16 protein-coding genes are annotated in these 14,915 nt (G+C 60.7%); 5 read left to right on the forward strand and 11 right to left on the reverse strand.

Annotated elements, in window-relative coordinates:
- The first annotated feature begins 7 nt into the window (after positions 1 to 7).
- Positions 8 to 364 carry a RidA family protein gene (locus tag GGQ68_RS11820; protein ID WP_183966229.1) on the forward strand — a complete coding sequence of 119 codons (357 nt, stop codon included), beginning with the start codon at positions 8 to 10 and terminating at the stop codon, positions 362 to 364.
- A gap of 2 nt (positions 365 to 366) precedes the next feature.
- Here the strand turns inward: GGQ68_RS11820 and GGQ68_RS11825 are convergent, their stop codons facing one another.
- On the reverse strand, positions 367 to 2,163 hold the full coding sequence (locus GGQ68_RS11825; protein ID WP_246429343.1) for an FkbM family methyltransferase: 1,797 nt from the start codon (positions 2,161 to 2,163) through the stop codon (positions 367 to 369).
- 336 nt (positions 2,164 to 2,499) lie between these two features.
- Between GGQ68_RS11825 and GGQ68_RS11830 the strand changes: the two genes are divergently transcribed.
- From GGQ68_RS11830 to GGQ68_RS11840, 3 genes are read left to right on the forward strand one after another with little or no spacing between them, the layout of a single operon-like run.
- Positions 2,500 to 2,880, forward strand: a complete 381-nt coding sequence (locus GGQ68_RS11830) for an NADH:ubiquinone oxidoreductase subunit NDUFA12 (protein ID WP_183966231.1) — start codon at positions 2,500 to 2,502, stop codon at positions 2,878 to 2,880.
- Positions 2,877 to 3,323, forward strand: coding sequence for an outer membrane lipid asymmetry maintenance protein MlaD (mlaD, locus tag GGQ68_RS11835; protein ID WP_183966232.1), 447 nt, complete (start codon positions 2,877 to 2,879; stop codon positions 3,321 to 3,323). The genes GGQ68_RS11830 and mlaD overlap by 4 nt, the downstream gene beginning before the upstream one ends.
- The gene (locus GGQ68_RS11840) at positions 3,320 to 3,676 is read left to right on the forward strand and encodes a DUF2155 domain-containing protein (protein WP_183966233.1); all 357 of its coding nucleotides are present in this window, start codon (positions 3,320 to 3,322) and stop codon (positions 3,674 to 3,676) included. The genes mlaD and GGQ68_RS11840 overlap by 4 nt, the downstream gene beginning before the upstream one ends.
- Positions 3,677 to 3,683: 7 nt before the next feature.
- Here the strand turns inward: GGQ68_RS11840 and aat are convergent, their stop codons facing one another.
- From aat to accB, 4 genes are all read right to left on the reverse strand, one after another.
- Positions 3,684 to 4,325 (reverse strand): leucyl/phenylalanyl-tRNA--protein transferase, encoded by a 642-nt coding sequence (aat, locus tag GGQ68_RS11845; RefSeq protein WP_183966234.1) that lies wholly within the window; start codon positions 4,323 to 4,325, stop codon positions 3,684 to 3,686.
- Positions 4,326 to 4,486: 161 nt separating this feature from the next.
- Positions 4,487 to 4,684 (reverse strand): hypothetical protein, encoded by a 198-nt coding sequence (locus GGQ68_RS11850; protein ID WP_183966235.1) that lies wholly within the window; start codon positions 4,682 to 4,684, stop codon positions 4,487 to 4,489.
- A gap of 278 nt (positions 4,685 to 4,962) precedes the next feature.
- On the reverse strand, positions 4,963 to 6,312 hold the full coding sequence (gene accC / locus GGQ68_RS11855; RefSeq protein ID WP_183966236.1) for an acetyl-CoA carboxylase biotin carboxylase subunit: 1,350 nt from the start codon (positions 6,310 to 6,312) through the stop codon (positions 4,963 to 4,965).
- A gap of 10 nt (positions 6,313 to 6,322) precedes the next feature.
- On the reverse strand, positions 6,323 to 6,814 hold the full coding sequence (gene accB / locus GGQ68_RS11860; RefSeq protein ID WP_183966237.1) for an acetyl-CoA carboxylase biotin carboxyl carrier protein: 492 nt from the start codon (positions 6,812 to 6,814) through the stop codon (positions 6,323 to 6,325).
- A 455-nt stretch (positions 6,815 to 7,269) separates the two neighbouring features.
- Between accB and GGQ68_RS11865 the strand changes: the two genes are divergently transcribed.
- Positions 7,270 to 7,566, forward strand: a complete 297-nt coding sequence (locus GGQ68_RS11865) for an AMP-binding enzyme (RefSeq protein ID WP_246429357.1) — start codon at positions 7,270 to 7,272, stop codon at positions 7,564 to 7,566.
- A 37-nt stretch (positions 7,567 to 7,603) separates the two neighbouring features.
- On the opposite strand, the gene GGQ68_RS11870 is transcribed toward GGQ68_RS11865, so the two are convergent.
- The 6 genes from GGQ68_RS11870 to GGQ68_RS11895 form a co-directional block, all read right to left on the reverse strand.
- Positions 7,604 to 8,353 (reverse strand): hypothetical protein, encoded by a 750-nt coding sequence (locus GGQ68_RS11870; RefSeq protein ID WP_183966238.1) that lies wholly within the window; start codon positions 8,351 to 8,353, stop codon positions 7,604 to 7,606.
- Between the two features lie 646 nt (positions 8,354 to 8,999).
- Complete coding sequence (acs, locus tag GGQ68_RS11875) at positions 9,000 to 10,949, reverse strand: acetate--CoA ligase (protein WP_183966240.1); 1,950 nt, start codon at positions 10,947 to 10,949, stop codon at positions 9,000 to 9,002.
- A gap of 82 nt (positions 10,950 to 11,031) precedes the next feature.
- Positions 11,032 to 11,787 carry an ABC transporter ATP-binding protein gene (locus tag GGQ68_RS11880; protein ID WP_183966242.1) on the reverse strand — a complete coding sequence of 252 codons (756 nt, stop codon included), beginning with the start codon at positions 11,785 to 11,787 and terminating at the stop codon, positions 11,032 to 11,034.
- Positions 11,788 to 11,864: 77 nt separating this feature from the next.
- Positions 11,865 to 12,626 (reverse strand): ABC transporter ATP-binding protein, encoded by a 762-nt coding sequence (locus GGQ68_RS11885; protein WP_183966244.1) that lies wholly within the window; start codon positions 12,624 to 12,626, stop codon positions 11,865 to 11,867.
- Between the two features lie 12 nt (positions 12,627 to 12,638).
- Positions 12,639 to 13,838 (reverse strand): branched-chain amino acid ABC transporter permease, encoded by a 1,200-nt coding sequence (locus tag GGQ68_RS11890; RefSeq protein ID WP_183966246.1) that lies wholly within the window; start codon positions 13,836 to 13,838, stop codon positions 12,639 to 12,641.
- 6 nt (positions 13,839 to 13,844) lie between these two features.
- Entirely contained in the window at positions 13,845 to 14,852 is a 1,008-nt protein-coding gene (locus tag GGQ68_RS11895; RefSeq protein WP_183966248.1) for a branched-chain amino acid ABC transporter permease, read from the reverse strand.
- Positions 14,853 to 14,915 lie beyond the last annotated feature (63 nt).

The following is a 14,915-nucleotide window of genomic DNA, read 5'->3' on the forward strand; positions in this document are numbered from 1 at the left end:
ACAATAGATGACCATCAAGCGCATTCACACTGGTAGCCCGTTTGAGTCCAAGATCGGCTATTGCCGCGCTGTCGTGGCCGGGGGATTTGTCCACGTGGCTGGGACTGTCGGGCAGGGGGATACGGTGCAGGACCAATGTCGGGCCGCGCTGGACGTGATCCGCAAGGCCCTCGAAGAGGCCGGGAGCAGCTTTGATAAAGCGGTGCGCGTCAATTATTACCTGCCGGACGCGGCGGAGTTCGAGGCGTGCTGGCCGCTCCTCACCGAGACGTTCGGTGACAACCCGCCCGCCGCCACCATGGTGGAATGCAACTTGATCGACCCTAAATACCGGATCGAAATCGAACTGACCTGCCTCGCGTAAGGTCAGTCCTGCGGCGTATCGGTGACCAATTTGTATTGCGCGCCGAGCGCCGATTGCAGGTCCGCCTGCGCTGGTTGCTCCCATGCGGGGCCATCTGAAATGAAACCGCCAGCGATCAGGTCGCGCTGCGTGGCGGCAAAGTCCGGCTCTCCGATCCAGAGGCGTTTGCGAGGGGTGTCCAGACGTTGCCACATACGCAGCAGCCGGTTGACCAAAAGCGGCTTTGCTCCGGTGAAGCTTTCGATATGGGTCGCGATATGACCGGTGGCGGCAGATTCGCGGCGCAACAGGACGGCCACGTCGGTTTCGGCTTTGCCGACGAAGGCGTAGAGGTGCAGCGCGGATCCTTCGGCCGCGATCACCTTTTTCGCGGCGCGATAGCGGGCGATCTGAACCTCCAGAGAATGCTGTTGAGGGTGGAAAACCTCATAGCCCTCCGCCTGCAAAGCGATTTCCAAACGGTCCTCACCGAGCAGCGCGCCCCGTGCAGGGCCAAGTTGCGAGCGGCTGATGTATAGCTTTTCAGGCCCATCCGGTTTGACGGTCGAGGCGAATTTTTCGGCCATGACAGCACGGTATTCCGGTGTGCCTTGGCTAATCTCGCCCAATCCAAACCCCTGGCCCGGCACGACAAGGTTTTCTACAATCAGGGGACTGCGGGCCTCGTGGATGTCCAGCGTGCAGTCGAGCAGATCAAGGAAGGCGCGTTGAAAGGAGGGAGGCGGCCCCTCGACATTGGGGTTCTTGGGAACGAAAATGATCCCGCTGAAGTCGCTTTGATCGAGTTGTGCGAGGGCCCAAAGCCGCGTGATGCTTTCTGTCACGAAGTGAGGGAAGTAGCGCCATAAGGTGCCGCCCCACAGCCATTTCCCCGGCAGGATTTTGGTCTCTTTTTCCGCAGGCCGGAAGGGGGCTACGGTGAGAAGCCGTTTGCTACGCCACAAATTGGCATGCGCCACAGACGTTCCATCCGCGGTCAAAACGCCCGTGGTCTGGACATGCTTCCTCTCGGTCGGGGGGACGACGAAGGCATCCTTGAGAGCGACAATTTCGCGGGACCAGCCACTGTCGGGATCTGGCGGCACCGCGCCGAAGTCGCGCCGCTCACAGGTCCAGACGAAGCGTGTCGAGACGTCGCTGTTCTTTTGAAAGCCTGCCGCTCGCAGGATGTCCTTGCACTGCACGGCCCCCTCGCGCCCGTAGTGGTCGGGATGAAACTCGATCACCATGGCGCGTATGGTGCTGAGATCTGCGTGCCTCAGAAAATCGAGCTCGCCGCCTTCGATGTCTATCACCAGCACATCCGGCCTGAAGTCGCGGACCAGCTTGGCGAAATTCACTGTCGGAACATCGACGGGGGTGGTTTTGCGGTTGTCACTCTTGATCAGCGAGGATGCGAGGTAAGTGCTGCGCAAATGGAAGGTCACGGTGCTGGGCTGGTCCGGCCCGGTCAGAACGATTTGGTTACGCACTTCCATACGGTCGGTGAGATCATTGAGCGCGTAGAGCTCTTTGATATGCGGGATGAGGTTCGGATTGGCCTCAAAGGACAAGACGGCCTCTGGTTTCGCGTTGTGTGCGATCACTGCACCCACCACGCCCAGCCCTGTGCCCATTTCGAGCACGCGGTCCCCTTCTCGGACGATGGACAGGGCGCCGGCGATCTCCGTGCCTTCGTAGCGGGCTTCTTTCATGCGTTTGATGCGCATGTCGTTCAAAAACGGGGAAAAGGGAACCCGCACGCCCTTGCACAGAGCTGCGACAGCCTGATCTTTCATCTTTGCTGGCCTATCGGTCATGGGGCATGGCTTCTTTTGTCTATTGCATACACGGCTTGGGTGTTTTGCGGGAGATATTTCCCTATCCCGCTATGTTTTCAAAGCGTCCGTGTCCGGTTTGACGGGGCGGGTGTCGGTTTTACCTCGTTTTGCTCGGGAAAAAGGTTGAGGCGATGATGACCGGGAGCCAACTTGTCCGGGAAGCTTGGCAAGGGGCGGTTGCAATCCAGACAGGGTTGACGGACTGCAGCGACTTTGGCGAAAAATCGCGTGATGAGGGTGATTTGCGGCGTTCCGACCACTGGACGGGCCGGGCGAGATTCGCCATACAGGCAGGGAAACCTGAAGGAGTCGTCCATGGGCATTGTCAAAACCCTTCTGCGCGCCGTCACTTGGTGGAATGGCGCCACGCTCAACACGCTTCTCTGGACGAAGCGTCACGGCACCAAAGTTGGTGAAGATGAGCAGGGCAATGCCTTTTACCAAAGCAGCGACGGCCGGCGTTGGGTCATCTTCAACGGTGAATCCGAAGCTTCGCGCGTGTCCCCTGACTGGCACGGCTGGCTGCACCACACCTTTGACGAAAAGCCGGGCGATCGGCCTTTGACCCATAAGGCGTGGGAAAAACCGCATCAGGAAAACCTGACCGGCACCGCGTTGGCCTATGCGCCGCCCGGATCGATCCGAAGCCCGCTGCCCGTCGAGCGGTCCGATTACGAGGCATGGTCGCCCGAATGACCCAATCCGCTGGCGAGGTGGCGCTGGGTGGCGTTGTCCTGGCAGGTGCGCTGGCCTTCGGCATCTATACTGTGCAGAGCACCGGATTCTCGCTGGCGCGCGATGGCTACGATCTGACCGCGTCCTTTCGGTCGATTGAGGGCGTGAGCGTCGGCACCGATGTGCGTCTTGGCGGGGTCAAGGTTGGAACCGTCACGGATATTCAACTCAACCCGCAGACATATCGGGCGGATACCGTGGTGACGGTGTCGGACACTGTGCAGATCCCTGACGACAGCGCCATCGTGATCGCGTCAGAGGGGCTGTTGGGTGGCAACTATGTCGAGATTTCACCCGGTGGCTCTCCGTTCTTCTTTGCCGAAGGGGATGAGATTCTGGACACCCAAGGGTCCGTCAGCCTTCTTTCCCTTCTTTTGAAATATGTCGGAGGCAGCAACGAATGAAGCGGTTTCTCAGTATTCTGGCGCTTTGCCTGCCTGTCGCAGTGTCCGCCCAGGAGGCGGTCAATCCGGGCACCGGTGCTGTGCTGCGTGGTCTGGATAAGCTCAACGCCAAGGTCGCGGATTTCACCCTTCCAAATGGCGGAATGGAAGTGATTGGTCTGATGGAGGTCAACCTTCGCGAATGCCGTTATCCGGCAGGTGATCCTACGGGGAACGCCTATGCCTACCTGACAATTCGTGAAGCTGGCGTCGCTCAGCCGGTCTTTGACGGGTGGATGATCGCGGGGTCGCCGGCCCTGAACCCGCTGGACCACGCGCGTTACGACGTTTGGGTTCTGCGCTGCACAACATGAGCGCGGCTTAAGCGCGTCTCGTACCTCGGAGCAGATGCACCACATCATCGGCGTCGCCGGGCAGGGGGCGTGTGATCGGCTGCGGGTCCGTGTCTATGGCTTCGGACAATTTAGCGCGGTAGTCGGCTCTCGTGATTTCTCGACCGCCCAAAGAGGCCAGATGCGGCGTCAGGAACTGCGTGTCGAACAACGTGAAGCCGCAGGACCACAGGTGCGCGACAAGCCACGACAGGGCGATTTTCGAGCCATCTGTGATGCGTGAGAACATGCTTTCTCCGCAGAATGCGCTGCCAACAGAGACACCATAGATACCGCCCACGAGGCGATCCTCCTGCCAGACTTCGAGCGAATGCGCGTAGCCCAAGGCGTGCAGTTCAGCGTACAGAGACAGGATTTCGGCGTTGATCCATGTTTCCGGCCGATCTGCGCAGCCTTCGATCACCTCGGTGAAGGCGCGGTTCAGGGTGACGCTGTAGTCTGCGCGGCGCAGGCGTTTGGCCAAGCTGCGGGAGAGATGGAAACCGTCCAGCGGAATGATCCCCCGGCGGCGCGGATCGACCCAGAAGATTTCCGGATCATCGCGGCGTTCCGCCATCGGAAAGATACCAGACCGATAAGCGTGGAGAAGAAGTTCAGGCGTGACGGTCATGATCCGCAGTCTTGTGCCAGCTTAGCTGTTCGCGCAAGACCTACTAGCTCAACGGTGGATCCGCAAACGCTTGTGTTCATGTCAGATCAGACAAAAAAAACGACGAGGCTTTCGCCTCGTCGCCTTTAATACCAATTGGCGTGAGCCAATCATGCACGTAATCAGTCGTTTGTGCCAGTCGAGGAGTCCGACTTGGACTCAGCCGCTGCAACTGCGACGACGACGGCAACGCCACCGATGATAGCCAGCGCCGGGATGGCGGACAGCTGTGTGGAGACGAACGGATCTGCTTCCTGAGCAGATGCGGCGAAGGGGGCTGCTGCCAGCAGAGCAACGGCTGCGATCTTTGCGAATTTCATTTCAATGCACCTTTGTTTAAGTGGTCCTAAGGGTCGTATAACAGTCTAGGCGCGGTGTCTGTCAATACGAATGACAGCAATTCGCGCCTGTGACTTATAATAGCGCCTTGTTGCTGTTGATCCAGCACAGTCGTTAGGCGCATTACCGCGTAATGGGGCGGATTCATCAGTCAAATACGAGGAACTTTTCAATTTCGAATTTTAGAAATATTGGAAACTGATTGAATTGCCGTTGCGTCATTTGATCGGAGCGCATCTCGCTCCGATCAAATTGATTCTCAAGACAAAGGACCTGATTCGAGCCATTTCTCCAGCCAGTGAATATTGTATTCGCCGGTGTGGATGTCTTTTTCCTGCAAGAGCGCATGGAAAAGCGGCACAGTGGTGTCGACGCCATCCACGATCAGCTCTCCCAAGGCACGATTCAGGCGCGCCAGTGCCTCTGGTCGGTCGCGGCCGTGGACGATCAGCTTGGCGATCAAGCTGTCGTAGTAGGGCGGGATCCGGTAGCCGTCGTAAAGCGCGGAGTCCATGCGGACGCCAAGGCCGCCGGGCGCGTGGAAGTGCGAAATCGTGCCCGGAGAGGGGCGAAATTCCGGGAGCTTTTCGGCGTTGATCCGGACCTCGATGGCGTGACCGTTGATCTTGAGGTCATCCTGGGTGAAGGACAGCTTTTCGCCCGCAGCGACGCGAATTTGCTCACGGACAAGGTCCACGCCGAAAATCGCCTCGGTGACCGGGTGTTCGACCTGAAGACGGGTGTTCATTTCGATGAAGTAGAATTCCCCGTCCTCGTACAGGAATTCGACGGTGCCCGCGCCACGGTAGCCCATTTGGGCAATGGCATCGGCGCAGATCTTGCCGATGCGCGCGCGCTCTGACGCGGTGATGGAGGGGCCGGGGGCTTCCTCGAATACCTTCTGGTGGCGCCGCTGGAGGGAACAATCGCGTTCACCCAAGTGCACGCCGCCGCCCTGACCGTCACCAAACACCTGAATTTCGATGTGGCGCGGTTTTTGCAGGTACTTCTCGATGTAGACTTCGTCGTTGCCAAAGGCCGCTTTGGCCTCGGACCGCGCAGTCAGGAAGGCACGCTCCATCTCGGCCTCGGAGGTGGCGACCTTCATGCCGCGCCCGCCGCCACCGGCGGTGGCCTTGATGATCACGGGGTAGCCGAAGTCCGCGCCGATCTGTTTGGCCTCTTCAAGCGTGGCGACACCGCCAGCAGAGCCGGGCACGCACGGAATACCAAGCTCCTTGGCGGTCTCCTTGGCGGTGATCTTATCCCCCATCATCGAAATATGTTCCGCCGACGGGCCGATGAATGTGATGTCGTGGTCTTCGACGATCTGAACAAACCGCTGATTCTCGGACAGGAAACCGTAACCGGGGTGAATTGCCGTGGCCCCCGTGACTTCGCAGGCAGAGATGATCGCCGGGATGGACAGATAGCTTTCCGCGCCGGACGCCGGTCCGATGCAGATGGTTTCGTCCGCCATGCGCACATGCATGGCATCGCTGTCAGCGGTGGAGTGCACCGCGACGGAGGGGATGCCCATCTCGCGGCAGGCACGGATCACCCGCAGGGCAATCTCGCCCCGGTTGGCGATAAGGATTTTGTCAAACATGCCGGGCCCTTTATTCAAGGATGACAAGAGGCGCGCCGTATTCGACGGGGGCGCCGTCCTCGACGAGGATGCGCTTGATTGTACCGGAGCGGGGCGCCGGAATGTGATTCATGGTCTTCATGGCCTCGACGATCAGCAGTGTGTCGCCTTCCGTGATTTGTGCGCCCACGGAGATGAACGCCGGAGCGCCCGGTTCCGCCTGCATGTAAACCGTGCCGACCATGGGGGAGGTGACCGCGCCGGGGTGCGAGGCGGGATCCTCGGGCATTTCAGCTGCGGCGGGGGCCGCGACCGGTGCCTGGGCCGGGGGGGCTGCCGCGGGGGCGGGCGCCGGCGCGGCGTAGGTCACTTGGGCCGCTGCCGTGCGTGCCACCCTGACGGTCAGACTGTCGTCTTCGCCGTATTCGCGGTTGACCTCCAACTCGGTCAGTTCGTTCTCTTGCAGAAGCTCTGCCAGAGCCTTGATAAAGGCCACGTCCGCTTCGTGGGTGTTTTTGCTCATAACGTCCTCGTGCCAAATAGCCTTGCCGCTAGCGCCAACGCGCGGCTTGTGGTGCTTATAGGTCAGGTTTCGGGCGGTGAAAAGCGACCGCATGCCGTGATAACGGGGGCAAATGGCAGTCTGATCCGGCTAATTTCGGCAAAATCTGGCTGGTGGTCGGAAAAAGCGAGGATGGCATGAACCTTTTGAACTGCTTGTTGCGGGTCGCAGAAGCCTCGCCGCAGGGCGGCGCCCTCTAGGATGGAACGGCGCTTTTCTGGGATTAGGCCGGTTTTCGGGGGCGCGCCGTGCGATTGGCGGTCGTGCTGATTGCATCTGCATCAAGCAAGGCGATCGCGTCGTTGTGGTCCTTTTGAACCGGCCGGATTGTCTTGTCGCCTTGTTCGGGATCTGGGCGGTCGGCGCGGTGGCGGTGCCTTTTGGCGATGTGGGGGCTTATGCGCGGTGATCTGGGTATGCCGGGTATTGGCAAAATCCGGAGGCGGCAGCCAAGACCTTGGGGGCGGCTTGCTTGGGACAGGGGACATGGGGGCGCTGGCCGCGGACGGTTCCCTGACGCAGAAGGATCGGTCAGAAACCCTATCAGTTCAGACGGCAGCACAATTCATCCGCGTGAGGTCGAGGGTTTACTGCAATTTCATCTCGACGTGCTGGAGGTCTCGGTGATCGGACGCCCCGACCCTGAATGGGGCGAAGATGCGGTAGCCTTCGTGGTGCAGCGGCCGGTGTGCGGAAGGCTGGAACGCGTGTAGGTCTTGAGCGGACCGGACGGTTCAAGCGTCCAGAGGCCTACCTGATGGTTGAATCGCTGCCGAAAAACAGCAACGGCAAGGTGCTCAAGACATCGTTGCGCGAGATGCTGGCGGCTTCCTGATAAGCGGCGGGCGCCTGCGACATGGTCGGGGAGGGCTGCGTTTGCTGCGCGGGGGCCGCGCGCACGGGCATGTTCATGGGCGCGCGATCCGGTGTGGGCGCGGCACGGGTGGCAGCCAGCGGGTTCGTCTGGTTCTGGTTGGTTTTGGTCGTGCGGTTGACGGGTGTTGCGGTCGGCCCAGCCATCGGATTGGGGCCAGCTGCGGTCACGCCCTCCGCCGCGTTGGTGGAGGCCATGGCGTCCTCCGCGCTTTCGGCCTGATCGCTGTTGTTGGCGAGGGTGTTTGTGCCCCGGTTTTCTGCCAAGGCCATGCCCGTGGCAGGGATCGCATCTGAAATTGCGTTGCTGTCAACCAATGACTGGGTGCTGTCTTCTTTCTCGGGGGATTTGGCCTCACCGACGATCTGATCCTGCAACATCTGCGAGATCTTGATTTGCATGATTGATGGCGGTGGGTTGTGCGTCGTCGGGTCGGGCTTGTTCTGCGCCGCACGCCAAAAGCCAGAGGGGGATGTGGCGTTTCCCAACTGAGTCTCGGGCCTGCGGGCGTCGAGAATGGGTTGAACCTTTGTCACCGAGCGGGTGGTGTCCGGTGCGCCCGGCAGGCTGAGGGGATGCCCCGTGGCCAGTGGCGCACTCTGATAAGAGAGGCCTTCAAGTTGCATTTCAGTGCTCCGTCCAGCTTGCCCCACCGCTGCGTCCAGTTAGCCCCACCGGACTACCCTAACATATAGAGAACATCTTCGCAGCGGGACCGGTCAAAATGGAAGGACTTTCACATCGCTTGATTAACATCACCTAAGATCGTCTTGTTCTTGGAAACAATGCGCGGGGATACCCTGCGGTCGTTAACGGACATCGTGAGATGATAGTCACAAGGAGTTGCCAAATGTTTCGGGTCGCCGGGTGCCCGGTGTGATCTCTGTTACGACAGCGGGAGAGGGGGCCTTGTCCGGTCAGCGTTTAAGTGCCTGCGAAACAGAACGAAGGGCGCGGGAGGCTTTAGAGGAAACCTGTCAATTTCCTCAACGTCTTGCGGAGCGGAACCTTTATCGCAAGGCATGTCTGGATTGCCGCGCCGACGTATTGCCGAGGTCGCCGGATCATCTCAGGGTCAAACCGGATTGTCAGCGGGACCGGGGACCGGAGGGCGTGGTCATTGGCCGGCCAGTTTATGGAATCATATAATCGGCGAGCTGACCGCTCAGCCTTACCAGCTAAAAAGCTGACACCCGCATGGGGGTTTGTGCAATGGCGCCCAACTCAGTGGAAGAGAGGCACCATTGCTTGTTTACCAACGTTTATTTCGACTCATTCGCCCCGGTTCATGCGGTTTTCGATGAGGTCATCGACCACCTGTGGTTCTGCTAGGGTGGATGTGTCGCCGAGCGCGCCGTAGTCGTTTTCGGCGATCTTGCGCAGGATGCGGCGCATGATCTTGCCGGAGCGGGTTTTCGGCAGGCCCGGCGCCCACTGGATCAGATCCGGCGAGGCGATGGGGCCGATTTCCGAGCGGACCCAGGTGCGCAGCTCCTTGCGCAGGTCTTCGGTCGGCTCGACGCCGTTCATCAGGGTCACGTAGCAGTAAATGCCCTGGCCCTTGATCTCATGCGGGTAACCGACGACCGCAGCCTCGGCGACCTTTTCGTGGGCGACGAGGGCGGATTCCACCTCTGCCGTGCCCATGCGGTGGCCGGACACGTTGATCACGTCATCGACGCGGCCGGTGATCCAGTAATCGCCATCCGCGTCCCGGCGGCAGCCGTCGCCGGAGAAATAGTAGCCTTTGTAGTCCGAGAAATACGTCTTCTCGAACCGTTCGTGGTCACCCCAGACGGTGCGCATCTGGCCCGGCCAGCTGTCGGCGATGGCCAGAACGCCCTCCGTCGGGGAGGCGTCGATTTCCTGCCCGCTCTGCGGGTCCAGCACCACCGGCTGAATGCCGAAGAATGGCTTCATCGCGGCGCCCGGTTTGGTGGCATGGGCGCCGGGCAGGGGGGTCAGCAGGTGCCCGCCGGTTTCCGTCTGCCACCATGTGTCCACGATGGGGCAGCGGCCACCGCCGACCAGGTCGTTGTACCAGTTCCAAGCCTCCGGGTTGATCGGTTCGCCCACCGTCCCGAGGAGTCGCAGCGAGGATAGATCGCATTTCGTTACGAATTCGTTGCCCTGGCCCATCAGCGCGCGAATCGCCGTGGGCGCGGTGTAGAACTGGTTCACCTTGTGCTTTTCACAGACCTGCCAAAAGCGGCTGGCGTCCGGATAGGTCGGCACGCCTTCGAACATCAGCGTGGTCGCGCCATTGGCCAAGGGCCCGTAAACAATATAGGAATGGCCCGTGACCCAGCCCACATCGGCGCTGCACCAGAAGACGTCGCCGTCGTGGTAATCGAACACGACCTCATGCGTCAGGCTGGCGTAAAGCAAATATCCACCAGTGGTGTGTACAACGCCCTTGGGCTGACCCGTGGAGCCGGAGGTATAGAGAATGAACAGCGGGTCCTCGGCCTTCATTTCCGCCGGCTGGCAGTGGTCGGAGGCTTCGATCGCCATTTCGTTGTAGTCGTAGTCGCGGCCGTCGACCCAGGTGGTCTGGCCGCCGGTGCGTTTCACCACGAGGCATTTGACGCTGTCCTTGCAGTGCAGCAGCGCCTTGTCGGCATTGGTTTTCAGCGGGGTCTTGCGGCCGCCGCGCGGGGCTTCGTCCGCGGTGATCACGACCTTGGCGTCACAGCCGTTCACACGGGCGGACAGCGCGTCGGGGGAGAAACCGGCGAAAACGATGGAATGGATCGCGCCGATGCGGGCGCAGGCCAGCATGGCATAGGCGGCCTCGGGGATCATCGGCAGGTAGATGATGACCCGGTCACCTTTGCGCACGCCCATGGTTTCCAGCACGTTGGCCATGCGGCAGACGCGGCGGTGCAGGTCGTTGTAGGTGATCGACTGGGCGGCCTCGTTGGGGTCGTCGGGTTCAAAGATGATGGCGGTCTGGTTGCCGCGGGTTTCAAGATGGCGGTCGATGCAGTTGGCGGCGACGTTGAGCGTGCCATCGCGGAACCATTCGATGCTGACCTGGCCGAGGGTGAAATCAGTGTTCTTGATCTCGGTCGGCTGCGTCATCCAGTCGAGCCGCTTCGCCTGCTCGCCCCAGAAGGCCTCCGGATCCGCCACCGAGCTCGCATACAGCGCGTCGTACCGCGCGGCGTCAACGTGGGCGCTTTTTGTCAACTCTTCGGACGGGGCGTATGTCTTGGTCATGGGGTCTCCTCCTGAAACGCTTGGGGCCAAAGGAATATCCCTTGGCCCCGAAAACAAGTCGTTCTTTGGTGCCGGGGCGCGGTCAGATGGCCAGATACTCCGCGCGCAGGCCTTCGTTTTCAAGCACCTCGGCGGCGGAGCCATCGAACACGATGCTGCCAGTGTCGAGGATGACGGCCCGATCCGCCAGTTGCAAGGCGCGCACGGCGTTCTGCTCTACGAGGATCGTTGTCATGCCTTGCTCCTTGATCAGGCGCAGCGTCTTTTCGATCTCGTCCACGATGACAGGGGCAAGGCCCTCGTAGGGTTCGTCGAGCAGCAAGACTTTGATATCGCGGGCCAAAGCGCGCGCAATGGCCAGCATCTGCTGTTCGCCGCCGGACAGGGTTACGCCCTCTTGCTTGCGGCGTTCGCCCAAGCGGGGAAATAGATCGTAGAGCCGTTCCAGCGACCAGCCGATGGGCGGGGTGATCTGTGCCAGCTGCAGGTTTTCCTCCACCGTGAGGCCGGGGATGATGCGACGGTCCTCGGGCACAAGGCCCAGACCGGCGACAGAGGCCTGATGCGATTTCATCCGGTGAAGCGGCTGGTGGTCAAGCCAGATTTCCCCTTTGTTCACCTGGGGATCGTCAAGCCGCGCGATTGAACGCAGCGTGGTCGTCTTGCCCGCGCCATTTCGGCCGAGCAGGGCGAGGATCTCGCCCTCGTGCACGTTGAAGGAAATGCCCTGCACGATGTAGCTCTCGCCGTAATAGGAATGCATGTCCCAGACGGAAAGGAAGGCGGGCGCGGTTTCGGCGTGGTTGGCGTTCTTGGAAAAATCCGGACGAACGTTCATCTTGGGGTCCTTTCGAAAAGGCGTGATCTAGTCGCGAGGTGCCGTGGGGCGGGGGTGGCCCGCCCGCGGTCAAAGGGTCAGGCGTGCGCCGTCTCGCCCAGGTAGGCTTCTTTCACCTTGGGATGGCCTTTGATCTTCTCGGGCACGTCTTCCACCAGCGGGGTGCCCTGGGCCAGAACCGTGATCCGGTCAGCGAGGCTGAACACCACATGCATGTCGTGTTCGATGATGGCGATGGTGATGTTGCGGCTGTCCTTGATCTGCTTGAGCAGGTCGATGGTGTTGTTGGTGTCCGCCCGCGCCATGCCGGCGGTGGGTTCATCCAGCAGCAGCAGTTTCGGTTCCTGGATCAGGCACATGGCCATTTCCAGCCGCCGCTTGTCACCGCGCGACATGGAGGCCGTGTGCATGTTGCGTTTGTCGAGCATGTTCACGTCGGCAAGCATTTGTTCGGCTTTGGTAACGAGCTCCGCCTCGGAGAGAACGCTGTGGTAGGCGTGCAGGCGATAGGCGCCGTCGCGACGTGCAAACAGCGGGATCATCATGTTTTCCATCACCGACAGATCGCTGAAGATTTCCGGCGTCTGAAACACGCGGGAGATGCCCATCTGGTTGATCTCATGCGGGGAGCGGCCCAGCACGGATTGGCCGTCAAACATCACGGACCCGGTGTCGGGGATCAGCTTGCCCACAAGACAGTTCAGCAGGGTGGATTTGCCTGCACCGTTCGGCCCGATGATCGCGTGGCAGGTGTTCTCCGCCACGCTGAGGTTGACGTCGGAGAGGGCTTTGAGACCGCCGAAGCGCTTGCCCACGTCTTTGACTTCGAGAATTCCCATGTCAGGCGCTCCTTATTCCGCGGGCTCGGTTTTGGCGGACGTGTCGTCCGTCGGTTTCTTTCGACCAAACATCCGCCCAATGCGCTGCCCACCTTCGACCAGACCGCCGGGCAGAAAGGCGACCACCAGCATGAAGATGATACCAAGTGTCAGGTGCCATCCCTTGCCCACGAAGGGGTGCAGAATGCCGACCATCAGGTTCTCCAGCCCGTCGGGCATGAAGCTGAACCATGTGTGCAGGACGTTGTCGTTGATCTTGGAGAAGATGTTCTCGAAGTATTTGATCATACCCGCGCCCAGCACCGGGCCGATCAAGGTGCCGGCGCCGCCAAGGATGGTCATCAGAACGACTTCGCCAGAGGCAGTCCATTGCATCCGCTCGGCCCCCGCAAGAGGGTCCATCGACGCCATCAAGCCACCGGCCAGACCCGCGTACATGCCCGAGATCACGAAGGCTGCCAGCGTGTAGGGCTTTGGGTTCAGGCCAGTGTAGTTCATCCGTGTCTGGTTCGACTTGATCGCGCGGAGCATCATGCCAAAGGGCGAGCGGAAGATCCGGATCGACATGTAGAAGGCGAGGATCATCAGCACCGCGCAGACGTAGTAGCCCATGGAGAACGTGAAGGACCACGCCCCGAGTGCAAGATCCGTGGTGGCGCGCATCTCCATACCGAAGAGGTTGGTGACCGGGATCGAGCCGTCCGCCGTCTGGGAGATGCCGAGGATGCGCGGGTCGTCCAGCGTGATTTGCAGGCCGGTTTCGCCATTGGTGATCGGCGTCAGCACCGAATAGGCCAGCGCAAAGGACATCTGGGCAAAGGCCAACGTCAGGATCGAGAAGTAGATCCCGGTCCGCCGCAGGGAGATCCAGCCGATGAGCAGCGAGAACAGGCCAGCGATGACCACCGACAGGATGATCGCCGGAAGGATGTTCATGCTCAACAGTTTGAACATCCAGACCGCCGAGTAGGAGCCGACCCCGAGAAAGGCCGCGTGGCCGAAGGACAGGTAGCCGGTCAGGCCGAACAGGATGTTGAACCCGATGGCAAAGATCCCGAAGATCACGAAGCGTTGCATCAGGTCCGGGTAGCCCGCGTTGAACTGGGCCAGCCCGCTGTCGGTGGGGAAGGGGTTGAGGATGAAGGGGGCCAGCATCGTCAAGGCAATGACGATCAGCAGCAGGTTGGTGTCTTTTTTCTGTAGTCCGAACATAGCGTTTTACTCCATCACACCTTTGCGTCCCAACAGGCCGCGCGGACGGACCAGAAGGATGATGATTGCCACGAGGTAGATGATGATCTGGTTGATACCGGGGATCAGGTCGATCACCCAGGTCATGGAGGCAAAGCTCTCGAGGATGCCGAGCAGGAAGCCCGCAGCCACCGCGCCGGGCAGGGAGCCCATTCCGCCGACCACAACCACGACGAAGCTCAGCACCAGAAAATCCATGCCCATGTGATAGTTGGGCGCGTTGATCGGGCCGTACATCACGCCCGCCAGACCGGCGACGCCTGCGGCAATGCCGAACATCAGGGTGAAGCGTTTGTCGATGTCGATGCCCAGCAGGCCGACGGTTTCCCGATCCGCCATGCCTGCGCGGACCACCATGCCGAAGGTTGTGAACTGCAAAAAGGCAAAGACCGCGCCGATGACCACCAGCGAAAAGCAGAAATAGACCACGCGCCATGCCGGGTAGAGGATGCCGGGCAGGACCTCGACCACACCGGACAGCGCCTCGGGGGCGGGGGTCTGGATCGGGTTCGCGCCGTAGAAGGCCTTGATGATCTCCTGCAATACGATGGCGAGGCCAAAGGTCACGAGGATCTGGTCCGCGTGGGGCCGCTTGTAGAAGTGTTTGATCAGGCCGCGTTCCATGACGTAGCCGATGACCAGCATGATCGGTATGGCGAACAGGATCGCCAGCGGCACGGACCAGTCGATGATGGCGGCCCCGGTGCTTTCGCCAAACCAGTCGATGACGTAGGGCGTCTTTATCACGGCGGGATTGCCGAGGAAGTCGGTGCGCGTCGGATCGACCGTCTCGAAGGACAGGTTCAGGATCCGCTGCAGCGTGACCGAACAAAAGGCGCCGATCATGAACAGCGCGCCGTGGGCAAAGTTCACCACACCCAGTGTGCCGAAAATGAGTGTAAGCCCCAGCGCGATCAGCGCATAGGCCGAGCCCTTGTCGAGCCCGTTTAGAATTTGAAGCAGAATTGCGTCCATTGACCCCACCTTTGGGTTGCGTCGCGCGGATTGAGTGTGCCGAAGCCCCTGGCGTGGGTGGCC

The sequence above is a fragment of the Sagittula marina genome (assembly GCF_014196795.1).
In the GTDB taxonomy this organism is placed as follows: Bacteria; Pseudomonadota; Alphaproteobacteria; order Rhodobacterales; family Rhodobacteraceae; genus Sagittula; species Sagittula marina.

Bases quoted from the DNA above. Each gene is read 5' to 3' on its own strand.
- GGQ68_RS11825 (WP_246429343.1), bottom strand. From the start codon at position 2,163: ATGACCGATAGGCCAGCAAAGATGAAAGATCAGGCTGTCGCAGCTCTG.
- acs (WP_183966240.1), bottom strand. From the start codon at position 10,949: ATGACCAAGACATACGCCCCGTCCGAAGAGTTGACAAAAAGCGCCCAC.
- GGQ68_RS11885 (WP_183966244.1), bottom strand. From the start codon at position 12,626: ATGGGAATTCTCGAAGTCAAAGACGTGGGCAAGCGCTTCGGCGGTCTC.
- GGQ68_RS11890 (WP_183966246.1), bottom strand. From the start codon at position 13,838: ATGTTCGGACTACAGAAAAAAGACACCAACCTGCTGCTGATCGTCATT.
- GGQ68_RS11880 (WP_183966242.1), bottom strand. From the start codon at position 11,787: ATGAACGTTCGTCCGGATTTTTCCAAGAACGCCAACCACGCCGAAACC.
- GGQ68_RS11870 (WP_183966238.1), bottom strand. From the start codon at position 8,353: ATGCAACTTGAAGGCCTCTCTTATCAGAGTGCGCCACTGGCCACGGGG.
- accB (WP_183966237.1), bottom strand. From the start codon at position 6,814: ATGAGCAAAAACACCCACGAAGCGGACGTGGCCTTTATCAAGGCTCTG.
- GGQ68_RS11820 (WP_183966229.1), top strand. From the start codon at position 8: ATGACCATCAAGCGCATTCACACTGGTAGCCCGTTTGAGTCCAAGATC.
- aat (WP_183966234.1), bottom strand. From the start codon at position 4,325: ATGACCGTCACGCCTGAACTTCTTCTCCACGCTTATCGGTCTGGTATC.
- GGQ68_RS11850 (WP_183966235.1), bottom strand. From the start codon at position 4,684: ATGAAATTCGCAAAGATCGCAGCCGTTGCTCTGCTGGCAGCAGCCCCC.
- mlaD (WP_183966232.1), top strand. From the start codon at position 2,877: ATGACCCAATCCGCTGGCGAGGTGGCGCTGGGTGGCGTTGTCCTGGCA.
- GGQ68_RS11840 (WP_183966233.1), top strand. From the start codon at position 3,320: ATGAAGCGGTTTCTCAGTATTCTGGCGCTTTGCCTGCCTGTCGCAGTG.
- GGQ68_RS11830 (WP_183966231.1), top strand. From the start codon at position 2,500: ATGGGCATTGTCAAAACCCTTCTGCGCGCCGTCACTTGGTGGAATGGC.
- GGQ68_RS11865 (WP_246429357.1), top strand. From the start codon at position 7,270: ATGCCGGGTATTGGCAAAATCCGGAGGCGGCAGCCAAGACCTTGGGGG.
- GGQ68_RS11895 (WP_183966248.1), bottom strand. From the start codon at position 14,852: ATGGACGCAATTCTGCTTCAAATTCTAAACGGGCTCGACAAGGGCTCG.
- accC (WP_183966236.1), bottom strand. From the start codon at position 6,312: ATGTTTGACAAAATCCTTATCGCCAACCGGGGCGAGATTGCCCTGCGG.